Below are 17,822 nucleotides of genomic sequence, written 5' to 3' on the forward strand. Positions count from 1 at the left end.
CGCGGAAAAACAAAATTTAGGTTTAAAAACATCTAAAAAAAGTTTATCGATGACAAACTTCGATGACACATTTTTTTTCAGCAAGTTCATCGATTAACGCTGATAAACTTTCGCGATTGTCTTTGTCTAAATTAGCATCCCATTCGTCAAGCAAAAGAACATCTACATCAACCTTGTCAATAATTTCTAAGAGTCTACTTCGCAAAGACTCGCCTGTAGAATATTTATTTGTCTCAGAAATGAAGCTTAGCTGGTTTTGTGTCGGGAGAAAAAAAGCTCGGTCGCAAAGTGCATTTTTTACAAGCATAAGGACTGTTGACTTTCCTGCTCCATTTTCACCTCTTAATGTAATTCGACCAGATTGTTGAGTGAAAGTTAACAAATCTAAGTGGGAACTTAAGGTTGGAGGGACTGATAAAGACACATGGTCAGTTTTAGGTAAATTAGAAGCATCTAATTGAATTTTTGACCATTTGATTTTTTTCTCCATCATTTGTTGAGCATCAGTAGCGGGTTGAATGGTTTTATAAATTGATAGTAGCTTACTCCGATGCATTGTCCAGCGGAAAATTAAGCTAAGGGTTTGATAAGTATAAGATAAGATATTAAAAAGGATAGGGAGAGTGACTAAAAATGCTGTTAAATTAGCTACGCTATGACGATTTGTGTAAACATGGTAAACAACAACGATAAGTGAAGGAATGCAGGTCAGTAAAGAGATAACAATTGCTAAAACTTGATCAAATCGCTCTAAATCTACGTTCTTTTGCAAACATCGATTTAAACGTTGGGTCGTTCTATCTTCCCACAATTTAAAATTATACCGGTTGCCTAATAATACATTATCCCACGCAGCCAATAAAGATTGATAAAGATCTATCCGGGCTGTTAAAGCTTTTTTCGTTAAACGCCTTTGCAAGCGTCGTTTAGCTTTCATCACAACCAAAACTGTTAAAACACTAATAGCATACGCTAGTCCAAACAAAGGCTCGACGACAATTGACAGAGCAAAGATGTTAAAAAACACACTAATCACATAGGCATACAAATCATAAACATAATCGATTAGAGTTTGTAAAGCGTTGGGAGCTTCTGCAGTTAGAATAGAAAGTTTTTCTTCTCTTATTCCTTTATTATTCCATTCACCAATTTGATTGCGATTAGACGAGACAAATGCATTGATGAAAGAGCGTTGAGCTTCCTGGCGCCAAGAAATTTTTATAATGCTCGCCATACAACCGGGAATATAGGGAAATACTAAGGAAGTAAGATAGATAAATAAATAAGAAAAAAAAGCTTCTCCCGCTGTAATTTTTTTAACAATTATTACTAGCCAAATTGTTGATGAAGCTTCGATAAGTTGTTGAAAAGTGAGGAGGGCAAAGCATCCAAATGCCCAGCGATTTGTTAAAAGGATCCAAAATTGCTTAAGTGTCTTCGGAGTAGAGGAGGAGGTATTAAACATAAAATGTTTTGCTAAGCCGCTATTTAAATGTGTTTTTATTTAGAATCTTTCAAAAAAAATTATATAGAAAAATTAAAATAATACTTATATATTTATGCCTGTTATTATCATTTCTTCCTCTATTAAGTTCTATAAAATATTTAGCTATAATGCTTCTACCACAAAATTTTATAAAGTTATGGGCTTATTGAAAATAAATGACAACAACACTTTATCATTCATTCAACTTATCGACAAGTTATGATTTAAAATTTTAATTCCTTAACTATCAAATACTTATGACTATCTTTTTTGAAACATAATAATTTCATTTTTAAATTTTTATATTAATAGTTTTGCCTACTTCTGCCCCTCTTTATGCCTTTATATTTCTTTAAAAATTAGATAATTAAATATATAATTTATTAGTAAATGTTTTTATCAATTTTTTTTGTTGAATTCTTTGTATGTAAAATATTATTTATTAATTAAAGTTTAATATTTTATTTAAATTTTAAATAATATTAACATGGGAATAAATATAAAAATATATTTATTTTAATAAATTTGTAAGATTATAAAATTAGTTAATAAAATTAATTGATTATAACTTTATTGATAATGAGAATTTACAAAAAATATTAAGATTAATATGTTTTTTCGAGCACATCAACTTTATTTGTGTGATCTTTCAGAAAAATTTAAAATCAACTTCATATTATGTAGTACAAATTGAAAACTTATTCATAACCGTAAATTAGTAAAATTAAAAGTTTAATCTATACATCAAGATTGGATTTAATTCATATCAGCCTTTTGAGAAACATAGGTATAAAGTGATTGGTTATCAGAAGCGTTTTCTATAGATTCATCAATCAATTTTAAAAAATTATTAATCCTATCCATTTGAGGGGAAGGGCGTACTGAGGCCATTAACCTTTCACTCTTGTCTATGGCATCGCAAACTTTTTTCGTTGTAATACTTTCCACTGCTCGCGCCGGTTGATAACCAATTGTTTTATCATGAAAAGAGATTGCAGATAAAATGCGATCGCTCTGTAAAGCCTCCAAAACAAGTTGTAGGTGATTAAGTGACATGCCTAATTCATGGGATAAAGCTCGATCAGTTAAAGGCATTTCATTTTTTACAAAAGCTTCAACACATCGATAAGTAATGAGTAAAGCAATAGCTTTATTAGAAAGGGGAGTGAGACGCCTTGCAGGAAGAAATAAATCATTTTCAATTTCAAAGGCCATTTCAGCGCCAGCTAGCAAAATATTCCAGCTAAATTGGAGCCAAATTAAAAATAGGGGTAAAGCTGCAAAGCTTCCGTAGATAGCTCCATAGCTAGCAACCCCAATTTGGAATTTAATGTAAATCCATTGCCAAATTTGAAAAGCTGTTCCTGCGACAATACCTGCAATCAAAGCGGATCTTAAATAAACTTTTGTATTAGGCATGAATAAATAGACAAAAGTAAAGAGGAGCCAGCCCAAAAAATAGGGGAAAAGCTTTAAAAGATAAAAAAGAAACGGACTAAGTGCTTCTACGATAATATTATTATGTGCTGTTTGAGTGATTTGTGTATTGATAAAAACATTTATACTACTTGAAGTGACGAGAAAAAGAGGAGCCACAAGCATGGCTGCTAAGTAATCGCTAATTTTTCGGCTATAGGGACGTGTGTGCCTGGTTTTCCAAATGGCGTTCAGAGCCATTTCAATATTATTCAAAAGCCCAAAAACTGTCCAAAGTAAGGTTAAAGTTCCAATCCCTGCTATGACACCGCCTTGAACAGTTTTTAACCATGTATAAGCAAATTCGATCACTTTTTCGACAAGCTCTTTTTGTTCAAGAAATTGTTGGTTAAGCTCTGATTCTAAAGCTTTTTCAAATCCAAATCCTTTAGCAATTCCAAATAAAACCGCCAAAACAGGAACAACTGATAATAAAGTATAAAATGTCAAAGCAGAAGCTTTAGCATAACAATCATCATCAATAAATCCTTTACAGGTATTAACTAAAACGCGAAAACACCTTTTAAAAAAAGAAGGAGAAATAAATTTTTCAGGAGAAGGACTTGAATGTATGTGCTGTTGACTATCAGTCATAAATTTTTTAATATTAAAATTAGGATTCTAACATTACATGCAATAAGGACTTTGTCAATAAACTTTTCGAAGATTCCCTTAATATTAAGCGAATAGAAATAAACTTCTATTCGCTTAATAAACAGCTTATATGGAAAAAGATGCTTTAAGTCGTTTAAATTGCTTAGGGTAGTCGAGTAATACATCAATTAAAATATCATGTGACACTATGTAGGAATGAGTTGGACAAAATAATGAAGCGATAATCATTCCTCCTGTTAGCATTGCATTAGCCGTATTGCGCTGAACGTCAGGATTATAAACGTCTTTTTTTAATTTCTCTTCCTCTTCTGGCAACCAAACTTGTTGCAACGTTCCATAAAGCAAAGAAAGAAGATCTATGACAAAGGCACGCTTTGTCAAATCTGAAATTTCTACCACTTTATTAATGAACGCATCTTTAGATATTGCATCTCTAAGGTCACTAAAAATGGCCGTAATGTGTTTAAATTGACTGTCCTCATCATTTGGTCCTGATATTCGCATCAAAATTCTTTTAAGAATGGCATAAGATTCAAAAATAGTAAAAGAGGATGGATCAACGTCTTGATAAAAAAATTCGTCTAATTTATCTAGGGTGTTAGATGGATTATTTTGTCGCATTAGACGTTGGCTTGGGCCCTCAGATCTTCCTTCTGGAACACCTTGCGAAGGGTAAAGTCTAGACAACATTGAGGAGATTAAACGATGTAATTGAAAGTTAAGAGTATCGCTACTTGCAAATTTTTGAATTGTTTTATCGATCATACGATTTTCTAAATCTTGACATAACTTTGGAATAATCAATCTAGAATCATCTATGTGATTTTTGATAATATTTAAATTTTCATACAAGTTCTTAAGTTGATCATAAGAGCATTGATCCAATACAGATTTGCTAAAATTACTAGATTGAATTAATTCCAGGAATTTTCCTTTTATAACTGTTATATCAGTTGGTTTTTCCAATTTTTTAAATTCTAAAACTCGTTTCGAAATTTTTCCATAATCTTTCGTTTGAATAGCGGTAGATTTAACTTTTAACTGAAAGCGTTGTGTAGGATCAATTTTTAATGATGTTAGCCAACGCAATGACCAGTTGATAGAATTTTGAATTTCTATGACTTTATCTTCTTCGGTTTTTAATACGGTCTTTAATTCAGTTCCTTTTTCTGGGCTTGAAGGGGGTCTTTTTGTTTTAGATTTTATTTTATCTTTTTGAGGGGTAGAAAAAATAGGAGTTTCAATGAGTGTCTTGGTAGCAGTACTAGCGGAAGGTAAATTTGAATCCCAAAAAGAGCTTGGCAAATCAAAAAAATCTGAACTTATAGGCTTAAGATTGACAGGTGAAGTGGTGGAAGGGGTAGAAGCAGTCACTTGAGAAGAAACTTCCGTTACCTGTTTAGAAGTTTGGTCACTGGATGAAGTCGTCTTGATCGGCCTAATTTGTTTTATAGCAGGCTCTTCTGTAGCTTGATGTAAAGGAAATTTTGGGTTCAAATTAGCATTTGGTAAACATGTCTCTGTTACAGTAGCAGGTTCCTTCAGTGCCTCTAGAGTTGAAGGGATAGAATTTGTTTCTGTTTGGAAATTATCAACTAAATTTTCGACTCTCATACCTTCTTTTTCAGCTATCAAAGAAGGTGTTTCTTCAAGATAATTTCGAGGAGCCGTTGGAGAAACCGGTTGGTCTTCAGCTAAATTAAAAGAACTCTGATAAAAATCATTAGATTGGGTAACTTTTGCTTTCAAATCTACATATGCATTTGTTTCTAATACAGTTACTTGTTGATGTAGAGTTGTTACAGATGTAATATTGGGTAATTCAACTGTAATATTGGGTAATTCAATGCTTTTTGAGTTAGGTTGATTTGCTCGAGCTGGCGTTGCAGTAGGCAAAACTTGTGGTATTTCTATTGAAATAGCATTTATTGAATGAGGAGTAGAATTTTTAGCTGATAATCCTTCTGTGGCTGGATTAACTGTTGGCATCGTAAGTTTTTGCATATCAGTAGAATCAGGTGAAGTAACAGCGATTGAACCTTGCCTTATTGAGTTACGTGGAATTTGTTTTTCAGATCTTGTGGGCGTAATATTAGATCCTGTGGGGGTAATAAAGGATGAAGATGAAGATCTAGGAATACAGATTGGTGAAGAAAGAGAAGCTGAATTGCTTGACGGTACAATTCGATTATCAGAGATTAATCCAGTATAAACGTGATATTGATAACATGCTTTGGGATTTCTTTGCATATAATAAGGGCCGAATAAAATATTAAAAGCCAACAATCCTGCTTTCCCTAAAAGACGATAAAAAGGTTCCGGATTTCTTTTAAATCCTTCATTTTGTACTGATTTAAAAAGAATATTTCCTATTACACAAATACATCCAGCAGCTTCGAAAATGGGAATTGCAAGCATTTTTAAATTTGCTTTAGCTAAATTCCCATTAGCAATATCGTTTTGAATTTGGTTCATCAACCTTTCTAAAGGAATTAATCCATGAATTTTCATTTTTGGCCCCTTGTATAATAAATAAAATAAAAAATTATAAAAACTTTTTTTTAAAAGTCAACGCAAAGATTATTTAATAAGGATAATTTAATTGTTGTTAATATTAAATATAAAGTTCTTTAGAACAATTTTCAACGTCTGATAACATATGTTATGTTTCTTTTATAGGGAGTTAATTTATTTGATCTCCAGATGCGTTAAAAAAAATAAAAGGCTATGATTAGGAAATAAATTTAAATTAACGAAATCGACCTCGAAAGGAGTTTTTTTATGGCTACAGCACTTTTAATTTTATTGGGAATCGTCATTGTAGTTTTTTTATGGGGTATGGGAGTTTACAATACTCTTGTTCGTTTACGTAATCAAGTCAACAATGCATGGGGCCAGATTGATGTTCAACTACAACGTCGCTATGATTTAATTCCCAATTTAGTGGAAGCTGTTAAAGGATATATGAGTTATGAAAAAAACACATTAGAAGCTGTAATTAGTGCGCGCAATCAAGCTCAAGCTGCACGCGGCCAAATTACCCAAAGTGGCGGTCCCACTGAGAGTTCTGCCAGTGCTGTTAAAAAATTAGTTACAGCTGATGCAGCGGTTAGAGGCGCTGTTACAAATATTATGGCTCTTGCAGAAAATTATCCGCAACTAAAAGCTAGTGAGAATATGCAACAGCTTCAAGAAGAATTAAGCTCAACAGAAAATAAAGTTGCCTTTGCTCGTCAAGCCTACAATGATAATGTCATGCTTTATAATACAGCTCAGCAAGAATTCCCCGCAGTATTATTTGTTACAATATTTGGGCATCATTCAGTGGAATTATTTCAAATTGATGATCAAAAAGCTAAACTAGCTCCAAAAATATCTTTTGATTAAGTAACTTATTTTAAAAAATAGAAGGATTCAGTGATGGCCATGAACTTTTGGGAAGCTCAGCGTGAAGCAAAGACAAAAACAACTCTTTATTTAGTGATCTTCTTTATTCTTACTCTTATCTCAGCAACACTTGCAGAAATATTGATGAGAGGCTTTGCACAAGATGGCTACCATACTGATTTTCCTTATATAGGCTTAGGATTTTTAAGTGTTATTTTTTGTGTGGCCGGATTCAATTATATGAATTATTTGCAAAATGGAGGTAGTTACGTAGCAGAGTCTTTAGGTGCGAGACTTGTCGACCCTAATACGCGCGATGGTAAAGAAAGGCAATTATTGAATATCGTGGAAGAAATTGCTTTGGCCACTTCTTTACCTATTCCTCCTGTGTACATTTTAGAAGCTCAAGAAATCAATGCTTTTGCGGCAGGAACTTCGTACGATAATGCAGCTATAACTGTCACACAAGGATGTTTATTAGCTTTGAATCGAGATGAATTGCAAGGAGTTTTAGCTCACGAATTCGGGCATATATATAATCGAGATATGCTGATTGGAATGCGTGTTGCGGCTATGATTATGGGATTCTTTATTGTCTCTTATATTGGACTTAGAATGTTACAAACCGCCCCTTATGCAAGAAGAGATGATAAGGAAGAACGTAAAAGTGGTAATCCTGTTGCAGCGATAGGTATGATTTTCACGTTAGTGGGAGCATTCATGTGGTTTTTTGGCTCTATTCTTCAAGCCATGGTGAGTCGCCAAAGGGAGTATTTAGCGGATGCAAGTTCTGTCCAATATACACGCAATCCTGCAGGGATCTCTAGTGCTTTAAAGAAGATCCAAAACTATAAACTTTCTGATATGCCAAAAAGTGGAAAACCTTTTGCTCATTTATACTTTAATGAGCATACCTCTTTTTGGCAGCGTTTATTCGCGAGTCATCCTCCAATTGAAGATCGTATTGCAGCGATTGAAGGTCATAAATATGTGGATCTTAATCAAAAATGATATTGCATTGCCCTCCCCTGCACTTAATGAAAAATTTCACAAAATTTTACTAAAGCACCTAAACTATCAAAGGAAAAAATTAAAATGTCTAGATAGTGTAGTCACGAGACTTCTGCCCATATAGCAATACATCTAATATGGACTGCAGCCAAGAATGAGGCTGTGTTCTTTGCATAACGGGTCGCTATTCCTCTCCAGCGCTTCAAATGTAAAAATGCATTTTCCACCAAATGCCTTAACTTATAGAGATCTTTATCGTATTCTCGACCAGTTATGCGATTCTTTCGTGGAGGAATCACTACTTGCATTCCCTGACTTATAGCTTGCTCAACGATTGCGTCGCTATCATATCCTTTGTCTGCCAGTAACCACTCAGCTGTAAGACCAGCGATCAAATTGCTTGCTTGAGTACAATCTGCTGTTGTGCCTTCTGTAATAATGACCCTGATCGGCAGACCATGCGCATCCACGGCAAGATGCAATTTTGTATTGAGCCCCCTTTTGTACGACTCATGCTCTGATTACCACCTTTAGCTCCCGCTGCATGAGGATGCACTTTACAATGCGAAGCATCTATCACAAGCCATTCATAATCTGGATCGTCAATCAGCACCTCAAGCAACCTTTCCCAGACTCTCTGATTGCGCCATCGGATAAATCGCCGATGAGTATTGCTCCAACAACCGTAATCTGGAGGCAAATCCCTCCATGGAGCTCCCGTTCTTAATATCCAAAATACTGCATTGATAAAAGTCCTATTATCTCTTGCTATACCACCCCAAGTCCCTCTTCTTCCTGGCAAATGAGGTCCCAGTAAATTCCAAACTCTGTCGGATATATCATGTCTTCTGTGCGCTTCCATAAGATGCTCCATTGATGAGCTTAGAAGAGTAGCACATTTAAGCATTTATTTCATTTCTCGTGACTACACTATCTAGGGTTTGCATTCTCATTTAGGTATTGTCGGCAAAGTTAATATAAGAGCGATTTGGCTTTAATAAGCAAATGAACGAGATGATTACGTGTCAAAAGAGCTGTTCGGCTAAAAATTTTTTACTATGCTTAAACTTTTGTTCATAATTTGTTTACCTTCCTTTATTTTGTAAAAAATGAGAATAATTTATTCTCATTAATTTTTTCTGAGAAAAAATGTAGAGTTTCGAATAAGCACAGAATAAAATTCTGAAAAGTATTTTTAAATCTTTTACTGTCATTCATGGTAACCACTATCGCCATTATCATGATTATGAAATTTTTCTGCTAAAACATAGAAAATTTTTTGATAATTTGAAATTTAATGATATAAATTGGATCTTAATTTTAAAGATTTTCAGGATTTTGAAATGGATAACCCTAAAATTGACATTTTGCTAGCTACTTATCAAGGCTCTAGATATATTGACGAGCAAATTAGTTCGATTATAGAACAAACTTATCAAAATTTTCATTTGTGGATAAGAGATGACAATTCTTCCGATCAAACAGGGCAATTATTAAATCAATGGGCACTAGCCTACCCTCAAAAAATTACTTTGATTTTGAGCGATAAAAATTTAGGAATTACTCAAAATTTTTCATGCCTTTTAGATTATGCGCAGGCCCCTTACATTTGCCTTGCTGATCAAGACGACAAATGGCTTCCGCATAAATTAGAATGGAGTCTAAAAAAGATGCAAGAATTAGAAAAAAAGCACGGGCATGCGACTCCCCTACTTATTCATTCAGACTTAGTTGTTGCATCAAAAGATTTGTCTATTATCCATCCCTCATTTTGGAAGTATACACGTTTAAATCCTCATTTGACGAGCCTGAATCGTCTTTTAATTCAAAATAACGTGACAGGATGCACTTCAATGATAAATCGATCTTTAGTTGAACTCGCAAAACCCATTCCTGAAAATGTCGCAATGCACGATTGGTGGCTAGCTTTAGTAGCCTCTTGTTTTGGAGTAATCGGAAATATTAAGCAACCTACGTTACTGTACCGGCAGCATGTTTCAAACGATACTGGAGCTAAACAAAACAGTATTTTAAACTATTTTACTCAAAATTCTAAGGAAAAAAATAAAAAGGTAGATGCAGCACTTCTCTCCTATCATCACGCAGAAATGATATTAGAGCGGTATAAACTATTACTGAACGAGAAGAATAGAAACATATTGCAGTCTTACGCAAAATTAAGGACATTACCGTATGTCAAGCAAAAACTTCAAACTTTAAAATATCAATTTTATAAACAAGGGTTTCTGCGATTTTTGAAAACATTCCTTTGTCAATATTGATAATTTTATAGAGAAATAAAATTTAAACTTGCCTATAGGCGATATTAATTAAAACATGGCCTATAGAATAAAATGTTATCGAAGATCTTTAATTTCATTTACAACTAGAATAATTAAACCAATTTCATTTTTCATAGCAACACTTTCCAATATAGATTCAGAATTGGCCCCTATTATTTTTTTAACTAAAGCTTCGTGTCGTTTAGTAAAATCTTGATAATTTATAAGTTTTATTATATTTCTGGACATCTCATTGTTATGTTTAGCAATGTTGAAATTTACAGTAGCTAATTTCCTACCAACTAAAACTGGGCAGTTGTAAGTACCATCTTTGAATCTTAATTGATTTAACGTTTCAATTTTAAGTTTTTCCAGCTTGCAATTTTTACTTGGCGTGACTGGTTTTTTAGTTGCTCCTGCCGGAGTTATACCTTTTGTTTTTGTAGGACTTCTTGTTGTGATTATAGCAGAGGCGGATTTTCTTAGTTTTGCAGCAGCTTCACGTTTTCTATCATTTAAACTTTCCAGTTCTTGAAAATAAGATACAAGAGTTTCAATTTTATTATCCTCTTCATCTGAGCTTTCCAGATAATCTTTCCATAGGACATCTTTTTTCAAGGTTTGCACCAATTCACAATCATCATATTCTTTTAATTTAAACGTCGATATATCTAAAACCATAGAAATTTGCTCTTTCAATCTTCTTGGCACATGGGGATTAGTATCATTAAGTAGTAATAAATGGGGATTTAAAATATTTGCTGGATTTGGTTTAGTAAATGGGGGTCTTGCAGCATTTATTCTTGAAGGGCTTAAGGGAGGTGTTGTTGAAAATTTTGTTTTTCCTTTTTTACCATTCTTTTTTATAGCTACTTTAAGTGATTCTATGAGTGAAATTTGAACAGGTGGAGTTTGCTTAGGAGAACGTTTATTAATGCTAATGCCATCAATGGGAGTTGACTTTGAAAGTTTATTTGCTGTCGCTTGCAGAGTCGATACGGAAATCTGAGAAGAAGAAAAAAGAGAAGGAAGAGGAGGAGGCGGTGGTGGTCCAACTACAGGTGGTGCGGGTGGAATAAATGGAGTGCTGCTCTGAGATGTTGAAACAGTAGGTTGCGATTTCACAGAAGCTCTGAATGGCGTTGTTCCTGAACTGGAAGCTTGTGCTTGCGAATTTACTGCAGGCTTTTCAGTAACCAGATTAGGTGGCATAAAACCAGGAGTTGAATCTAATTTATTCTTTTTTACGGTTGTTGTTTCAGGCCAATATTCCTTATACGAAGAGTGTCGAGATAGCCTTGAAAATGGCTGAGCTGATTTTTCATTTTTAGGGAGCCTTTGACTCATGAATTGTTTAGCACGCTCAGGATTTAATAAACAAACAAATGGAAGCAAAATTCCAGTCACGACACATTCAACGACTCTTATCAAGTGAATTAAAGCAGAGGATAATTCTAAATCTGTTGGTGCGGCTTTATCCGGAAAAAACAAGCTAGCTGTAATATTATAGGGAGAAATGACTATTCCGGTTGCAAATTTACTTGCTGTCAAACAGGCGTGCGCGAAAGCATCTGCTAAAGATGTAAATGGGATGGCAACAAAACCAACAATTCGAGAACTAACAGAACCTAATACAAATGAATGGTTAACATTCGCCATTTGTTTTGTAAAATATGCTGTAAAACTAAAATTTTCTAAGTTTGATAGTGATGCGCTGGGTATCATTAAATTACCTTCTAAGAAATTTTCATCATTTCTGTATAAAACATGTGATATGATGATTTAGATCAATTTTACAATTATTATTTATAAAACTAAAATGAAATCATAAATCACACCTTATAATTTATCTAGAAAAAATTCACATAAACAATGCTTTTAATCATATTTTTACAAAATCTTAAATTAAAAATAAAAAAACTTTTTTGTTTATATGCGAGTAGAATTTGTCAAAATATCAAATTTTTTATAATCTGTGATGAAAATTTAAAGGTTCGAAGCCATGTCAACAATTCTCATTTACACACCTAACGTTGTTCATTCAAAAATGGCAGGGCCTGCAATTCGTTGTTGGGAGCTTGCGAAAGCTTTAAGTTCATCTCATCATGTTATTTTAGTTATTCCTAATCAAACAGAAATGCAAGGAGAAGGATTTCAAATTATTGCAAAACAAAGCTCTGAATTAAAGCAGTGGATTAAAAAGGCAAAAATATTAATTGCACAAAATTTAACTATATCCATGGCATGGCATGCTAAGAAAAACGGAATTAAAATTATTATCGATGCTTATGATCCCCTACCCCTAGAAATTTTAGAACTTTTTAAAAACGATATCGTTGCCAAAAGAAAAGAAAGTTTAAACTCTTCTCTTAATCAACTTATTTTTAACTTTAAAATGACCGACGGAATTCTTTGTGCAAGCGAAAAACAAAGAGATTTATGGATAGGATTTTTACTAAGCCAAAAATTAATTACGCTTTCTCGCTATGATCAAGATAAAGGCTTAAGGCAATTTATTGATGTCGTCCCTTTTGGCCTTCCAAACAAAATAGCTAAAAAGGATGGACCAGGGCTTAAAGAAAAATATTCCTTTAATTCTAAAGATAAAATTCTTTTATGGGGAGGAGGAATTTGGAATTGGTTTGACCCATTAACCCTTATCAAAGCTGTCAAAAAACTTAGCATGACAAGATCGGATATCAAGCTTGTTTTCCTGGGAATTAAGAATCCGGATCCTTCAGTTCCTGAAATGGAGATGGCTTCAAAAGCTATTAAACTTGCTGAAGAATTAAATATTTTAGATCGTCATGTATTTTTTAACCATGACTGGATTCCTTATAATGAAAGACATAATAGTTTTTTGGACGCCACAATTGGTGTTTCTACTCACTTTGACCATTTAGAAACCCGATATTCTTTTCGAACAAGAATGTTAGATTATATTTGGACTGAACTTCCCATTTTAGCGACCGAAGGTGACTCTTTTGCGGAATTGATTGAACAAAATAAACTGGGAATTACGATTTCTTATAACGATGAGGAATCTTTAATAAATGCCATTACCTTAATGGTTGATCACCCAGATTTAATAGCCGAATTTCAAAATCAATTAAGATCTATTCGTCCTTTGTTTTATTGGAACAAAATTATTGAACCGATCAACCATATGATAGCGAATTTTGATAAGACGCCTAATCCATCCATGAATTTTGAAGTGATCAAAATATTGACAACTTTTGTTATCCATCAAGTTTATGAAAAAGGCTTTAAAAATACAGCCAAAATTATTTTAAGGAAAATGTTCAATAAATGGAGATAGAAAAGAATGAATAATTAAATTTTTGATTGTTTCTTCAGCGAATAATTTTCAAAAAATTGCTTATCAAGCCAGCTAGACATTTCCACATCTTCAATATTTTCAAATTTACGTGAAGCACTTTCGTGGTGGATTCCTTTTGCATAAGGAGTATATAAACAATAAAAACCTTTAGATTTAACTTTAGTTGCTAAATTAGTATCGCTGTAAGCAATCGGGTACCATATTTCATCAAATCCTCCGACTTCTACAAATAAAGTTTTTTTCATTAGTGAGCAAGCTGCGGTGACAGCATCCACTAAACGAATGATTTTTGTCATTTTTTGATTCGTTTTTGGAGCAAGTTTTTCTGAGTTAATCCACATTAATTGATTAGCTGGTGCATCGCGTTTAATGTCAATTCCCCCATGCTGTAATAACCCATTAGGATAATGCAGTTGACATCCCACCATTCCAATCATAGGTTGATCAATCCATCGGCACATTTCCTCTAAGGCATCTTCTTCAAGTTCTACGTCATTATTAAGAAAGAGAAGATAATCGCAATTCTTGGCATAAATAGTTCTCTCAACAGCAATATTATTTAATCTCGAATAGTTGAAAGGTTCTTTAACAATAATTACTTCACTACCCAATTTTCGAATTTCTGAAGCAATTGTTTCATCTTGACTGTCGTTATCAATAGCTGTCACAAAGACTTGAACATTTTTTTGCTTCAAAATACTATGGATCGTTTTTAAAGTCAGAATTTTTTGATTTTTAAAAGGGATGATTACTTGAACTTTTGGAACAGCGGTTAAAGCTGGAATAGCTCGGTAGGTTTGGGAAATTAATCCTTTACCCCATGACCATGTTAATTTTTTTGCTAAGCTATATTTTTCTAATTGTTTGACAAATAAAAGAGATGCTGCTTTTGGTTGAAAGTGGGGATTTATACAACGCTTCGCATATAGATAAAAAGGTAGATGGTAGAATTTTGCCCCAGCTAAATCTAATCTTAAAGCCAAATCCCAATATAATTCCTCTTTATTAATTTCTTCCATTCCTCCAGCTCTATTCCATAATTGACGTGGAATTAAGACACTGCTCCCTAAAGCTTGATGAAAAAGATAAGGAAAAACTAATTCGTTTGGTTTAGAAAAGAGCCTCCCTGGAATGGGATCATCGTTTTCGGTGATTTCATATTCATCTGTATAAATACACCCATTCTCCTTTTCTTTTATGAGTCTTAAAAATTGTTCGCACCGGAAGAAAAAATCTGGTCGAATCCAATCTTCAGGGTCTAAAACAAAAAGGAAATTCCCTTCAGCAAATTGTGCTAGAGAGTTTAAAATCTGTGTGAGAGAATGATCAGAAAATGAAAATGTTTTAATTAATTGAGGATATTCATTTTGATATCCTTTAATTAGTGTCTCAATTTCTTTAGTTTGTTGCTCCTTGTTATAACCAACCAAAATTTCGAAGTTAGGTGCTGTTTGTTGGAGAGCAGAAAAAAGAGCTTTGCAAAAACAATTTTTTCTTAGTGAATCTGAAACAGGAATTAAAATTGAATAAGAAAATGAAGGTTCAGAGGAAGACATTAAAGTATGCAGACCAATAGTCAATTGGCGAAGCTTTTTTATTCGAGGGCCCTGTAAATCTCCTAAATCACGACACTCTTTATTTAAAGCTGCTCCTAGTGATTGAAGATGACGGAAGCTGTGTTTTGCAAAACTAGCCCAATGAACTTTGAGCAGATTTGATCGATATCCTTGTCTTAAGTAATTGAAAAGAGGATAAATACAATCTTTTAACAAAATAAAAATGCGCTTGGAATGATGAAATATTTTCATGATGGTTCTTTGTAATATGGAATATTGGAAAATAACATAAAGCTATTTAATGCAGAAAGTTTAGATTTGCCTTAATCAATTGTTTAATTGATTAGCGCATAAAATTTAACTTTTATTCCCTTCTTTTTTCGCCCCTTGTTTTTTATTTTTTAAATTATAACTAAGTAAAAAATTTAGGTTTGGTATTTATTAATAAAAAATAATTTTAGTCTACTTGGGATTTCTGCTATTAATATTGAAAAATTTTTGGATATAATTCATATCGCTAAAGTAAAACAATTGCTTGAAGCTTGTGATTTTGAAAAGCCAAGTAAGCTAACAAGATTCTATAGGCTATTCCCATAATCTATCGATTTAAAAGAAAGAAATTTTTATCAATCAGAAACAACTTCAAAATTAGTATGAGTATTTTGGAAGTTCAATTTTTTTAAAAAAAATTAGGCAAATAAGGATTTCCGCATTTTCAATAAAACCTCATGCAAGCGAAATTTTTGAAAAGTTCGAAAACCTTATTACTTCCAAATTCATCTACTTAATTATTAAGTGCTATTTAATAAAGGTGCGTTTGACAATTACTTATTTTCAAGAAGGTATTTTTCAATTAAATAATCAATTGAAAAGCGACCTGGACCAAAAGCAAAAACAAATAAAGAGATGAGAAGAAAGTTGAAAGGACTTTCAGCTACAAATTCAGTTGGATTTCTAAAGATAGATTTTAACGATTCCTGATGTGCAGTTGCATAAGCTATTAACATAGTGATGATTAAAGGGATTGCAGCAACTCGAGAAGCCAATCCTAAGATTAAACAAATCCCTCCAAAAAATTCCGTACAAGCGGCCAAATAAGCAAAAAAATAAGGAGCTGGGAAATCAAATTGGGTTAATAAACTGATAAAGGGATCCATATGAGTTAATTTTCCCCATCCTGCTAACAAAAATAACGTTCCCCAATATAGCCGACAAAGCATTAGAATCGGAGATTTTAAATTCGTTGCAAAGGTGATAAGCTTTTGGTAGGCTTTAGCTCGTTCTTTAAACATACATATCCACCGAGTTAAGATCTTTGAAATTGAGGTCTCTTTTGCTTAATAATATACGCAGCAATGTCAATTGCTTCGTCTTCTGGTAAAGAAGCATCTTGATAAGGCATGTTCCAATAAATAAATGAAGAAAGCATATCTAATCGCGTCATTCCAGCTCCATCATTAAATGACTGAGGACCCCATAAAGGGGGAATGCTTTTTCCTTCTAATGCCGTTAATGTAGCTCCCCCCTCTCCATTTTCTTTATGACAAGATGCACAATAAGAAATATATAATTTTTCCCCTTTCTGAGAATTTCCTTTATATTCACTTTTTAAGAATTTTAGACCTAGCCAGGGAATATCTTTAATATGTTCAACTTCTTTCGAAATCCATTGTAAATAAGTGACTATATCTTTCATATGTTGAGAATTTTTAGGAAGAGAAACTCCGTTCATACTTCTTTGAAAACAGTTGTCAATACGCTCTTCAATGCTGATTTCTCTATTGTCCCGTTTAGAAAAACGGGGATAGCTGGTTGTGACTCCGATCAATGCAATTCCGCCATTTTTTCCTCCTAAAGTGTCTCCCCCCAAAAAATGACAGTTTGTACAAGAAAGTTGATTTTTCACATACTCAGGCGCATAGTGTGGTGTATTCATGATGAGTCGATATCCTCTCATGACACTATCTCGAATATCTAAAGGGGCTTGTTCGGGATCTTGCAAATCTACACTATAAATTGTATGAGCTTGAGTCAAAGCAAGTCCATGTTTAAATGAGCAGCGATCATAACATTCAATCTCACGAGCTTTATGCTTAATAGCCCAGAAAAGGCTAATTCCTAAAAGAATTGCTAAGATGAAAGAGATAGATTTAATCATGTTAATATGCAATGTATGGTTAATGTAGGTAAGTAAAATAGTTGATAGCTTTTTTACCCATAAAATTTTTAAGTATCAAAAAGTTTTGACAATATTTTTGTTTAAACCCATGTTGATTGAATTATTAAATCTTTTTTATAGAAAATGGCAAGAAAGATTCATCATTTTTTTAATGAGCAGTATAATTGCTTTTTTTTAAATTCTTTTTTTTGCACTTTAAATAACAAAGCTTAAGAAAAATTAAAATTCAATTTACGGATAAAGGAATATAAGTATGTCTGCGAGTTTAACCATCCGTCGATTTGGCTACATCGCCTCCCTCTTAATTTTTATTTTAGGTGCAAACTTATTTTATAATGAATCTCATACTTTTTGGAATAGCTTATCGGCTGCTTTTTTAAGTTCTCTTTTAGTTTTGACTTCTTTTATTATGATTAGCTGGCTAGTTCAAGTTTTTACAAAATAGCTTTGCGAAATTCACTTTATTTTGTAAAGATAGTCTTACTTAAAT

At 33.1% G+C, this 17,822-nt stretch carries 14 protein-coding genes; 6 read left to right on the forward strand and 8 right to left on the reverse strand.

Annotated elements, in window-relative coordinates; translation table 11 throughout:
- Positions 1 to 43 precede the first annotated feature (43 nt).
- From PC_RS04325 to PC_RS04335, 3 genes are all read right to left on the reverse strand, one after another.
- Positions 44 to 1,465, reverse strand: a complete 1,422-nt coding sequence (locus PC_RS04325; RefSeq protein WP_011175446.1) for an ATP-binding cassette domain-containing protein — start codon at positions 1,463 to 1,465, stop codon at positions 44 to 46.
- A gap of 777 nt (positions 1,466 to 2,242) precedes the next feature.
- On the reverse strand, positions 2,243 to 3,556 hold the full coding sequence (locus PC_RS04330; RefSeq protein ID WP_052278648.1) for a YihY/virulence factor BrkB family protein: 1,314 nt from the start codon (positions 3,554 to 3,556) through the stop codon (positions 2,243 to 2,245).
- Between the two features lie 126 nt (positions 3,557 to 3,682).
- Entirely contained in the window at positions 3,683 to 6,088 is a 2,406-nt protein-coding gene (locus tag PC_RS04335) for a hypothetical protein (protein ID WP_011175449.1), read from the reverse strand.
- 270 nt (positions 6,089 to 6,358) lie between these two features.
- On the opposite strand from PC_RS04335, the gene PC_RS04340 reads away from it, so the two are divergent.
- The gene (locus PC_RS04340) at positions 6,359 to 6,964 is read left to right on the forward strand and encodes a LemA family protein (protein WP_011175450.1); all 606 of its coding nucleotides are present in this window, start codon (positions 6,359 to 6,361) and stop codon (positions 6,962 to 6,964) included.
- A 33-nt stretch (positions 6,965 to 6,997) separates the two neighbouring features.
- Positions 6,998 to 7,975 carry a M48 family metallopeptidase gene (locus PC_RS04345; RefSeq protein ID WP_232086057.1) on the forward strand — a complete coding sequence of 326 codons (978 nt, stop codon included), beginning with the start codon at positions 6,998 to 7,000 and terminating at the stop codon, positions 7,973 to 7,975.
- Positions 7,976 to 8,076: 101 nt separating this feature from the next.
- On the opposite strand, the gene PC_RS11150 is transcribed toward PC_RS04345, so the two are convergent.
- Positions 8,077 to 8,837, reverse strand: a protein-coding gene (locus tag PC_RS11150; protein ID WP_420885535.1) for an IS5 family transposase whose coding sequence is annotated in 2 segments (ribosomal slippage) — positions 8,077 to 8,483 and positions 8,483 to 8,837 — 762 coding nt in all. Because the reading frame shifts where the segments join, the coding sequence is not laid out codon by codon here.
- Positions 8,838 to 9,318: 481 nt separating this feature from the next.
- Here PC_RS11150 and PC_RS04360 point away from each other — a divergent pair.
- Positions 9,319 to 10,257: a glycosyltransferase family 2 protein gene (locus tag PC_RS04360; RefSeq protein WP_011175454.1), complete on the forward strand. Its 939-nt coding sequence runs from the start codon at positions 9,319 to 9,321 to the stop codon at positions 10,255 to 10,257.
- Between the two features lie 75 nt (positions 10,258 to 10,332).
- Here PC_RS04360 and PC_RS04365 read toward each other — a convergent pair whose 3' ends face one another.
- Entirely contained in the window at positions 10,333 to 11,604 is a 1,272-nt protein-coding gene (locus PC_RS04365; RefSeq protein ID WP_181679052.1) for a hypothetical protein, read from the reverse strand.
- Positions 11,605 to 11,773: 169 nt separating this feature from the next.
- On the opposite strand from PC_RS04365, the gene PC_RS11155 reads away from it, so the two are divergent.
- Both PC_RS11155 and PC_RS04370 read left to right on the forward strand, forming a co-directional pair.
- Positions 11,774 to 12,043, forward strand: coding sequence for a hypothetical protein (locus tag PC_RS11155; RefSeq protein WP_181679053.1), 270 nt, complete (start codon positions 11,774 to 11,776; stop codon positions 12,041 to 12,043).
- A gap of 216 nt (positions 12,044 to 12,259) precedes the next feature.
- Positions 12,260 to 13,576, forward strand: coding sequence for a glycosyltransferase (locus PC_RS04370; RefSeq protein ID WP_011175456.1), 1,317 nt, complete (start codon positions 12,260 to 12,262; stop codon positions 13,574 to 13,576).
- A gap of 14 nt (positions 13,577 to 13,590) precedes the next feature.
- On the opposite strand, the gene PC_RS04375 is transcribed toward PC_RS04370, so the two are convergent.
- The 3 genes from PC_RS04375 to PC_RS04385 all read right to left on the reverse strand — a co-directional run bounded on the left by PC_RS04375 (position 13,591) and on the right by PC_RS04385 (position 17,311).
- Positions 13,591 to 15,405: a glycosyltransferase gene (locus PC_RS04375; RefSeq protein ID WP_011175457.1), complete on the reverse strand. Its 1,815-nt coding sequence runs from the start codon at positions 15,403 to 15,405 to the stop codon at positions 13,591 to 13,593.
- 572 nt (positions 15,406 to 15,977) lie between these two features.
- The gene (locus PC_RS04380) at positions 15,978 to 16,445 is read right to left on the reverse strand and encodes a DoxX family protein (protein ID WP_011175458.1); all 468 of its coding nucleotides are present in this window, start codon (positions 16,443 to 16,445) and stop codon (positions 15,978 to 15,980) included.
- 14 nt (positions 16,446 to 16,459) lie between these two features.
- Positions 16,460 to 17,311 carry a c-type cytochrome gene (locus PC_RS04385; protein WP_044044939.1) on the reverse strand — a complete coding sequence of 284 codons (852 nt, stop codon included), beginning with the start codon at positions 17,309 to 17,311 and terminating at the stop codon, positions 16,460 to 16,462.
- Between the two features lie 274 nt (positions 17,312 to 17,585).
- Here PC_RS04385 and PC_RS04390 point away from each other — a divergent pair, with 274 nt between their 5' ends.
- The gene (locus PC_RS04390; RefSeq protein ID WP_011175460.1) at positions 17,586 to 17,777 is read left to right on the forward strand and encodes a hypothetical protein; all 192 of its coding nucleotides are present in this window, start codon (positions 17,586 to 17,588) and stop codon (positions 17,775 to 17,777) included.
- The last annotated feature ends 45 nt before the right edge of the window (positions 17,778 to 17,822 follow it).

Origin of the sequence: Candidatus Protochlamydia amoebophila UWE25 (assembly GCF_000011565.2) — a bacterium.
Lineage (GTDB): Bacteria > Chlamydiota > Chlamydiia > Chlamydiales > Parachlamydiaceae > Protochlamydia > Protochlamydia amoebophila.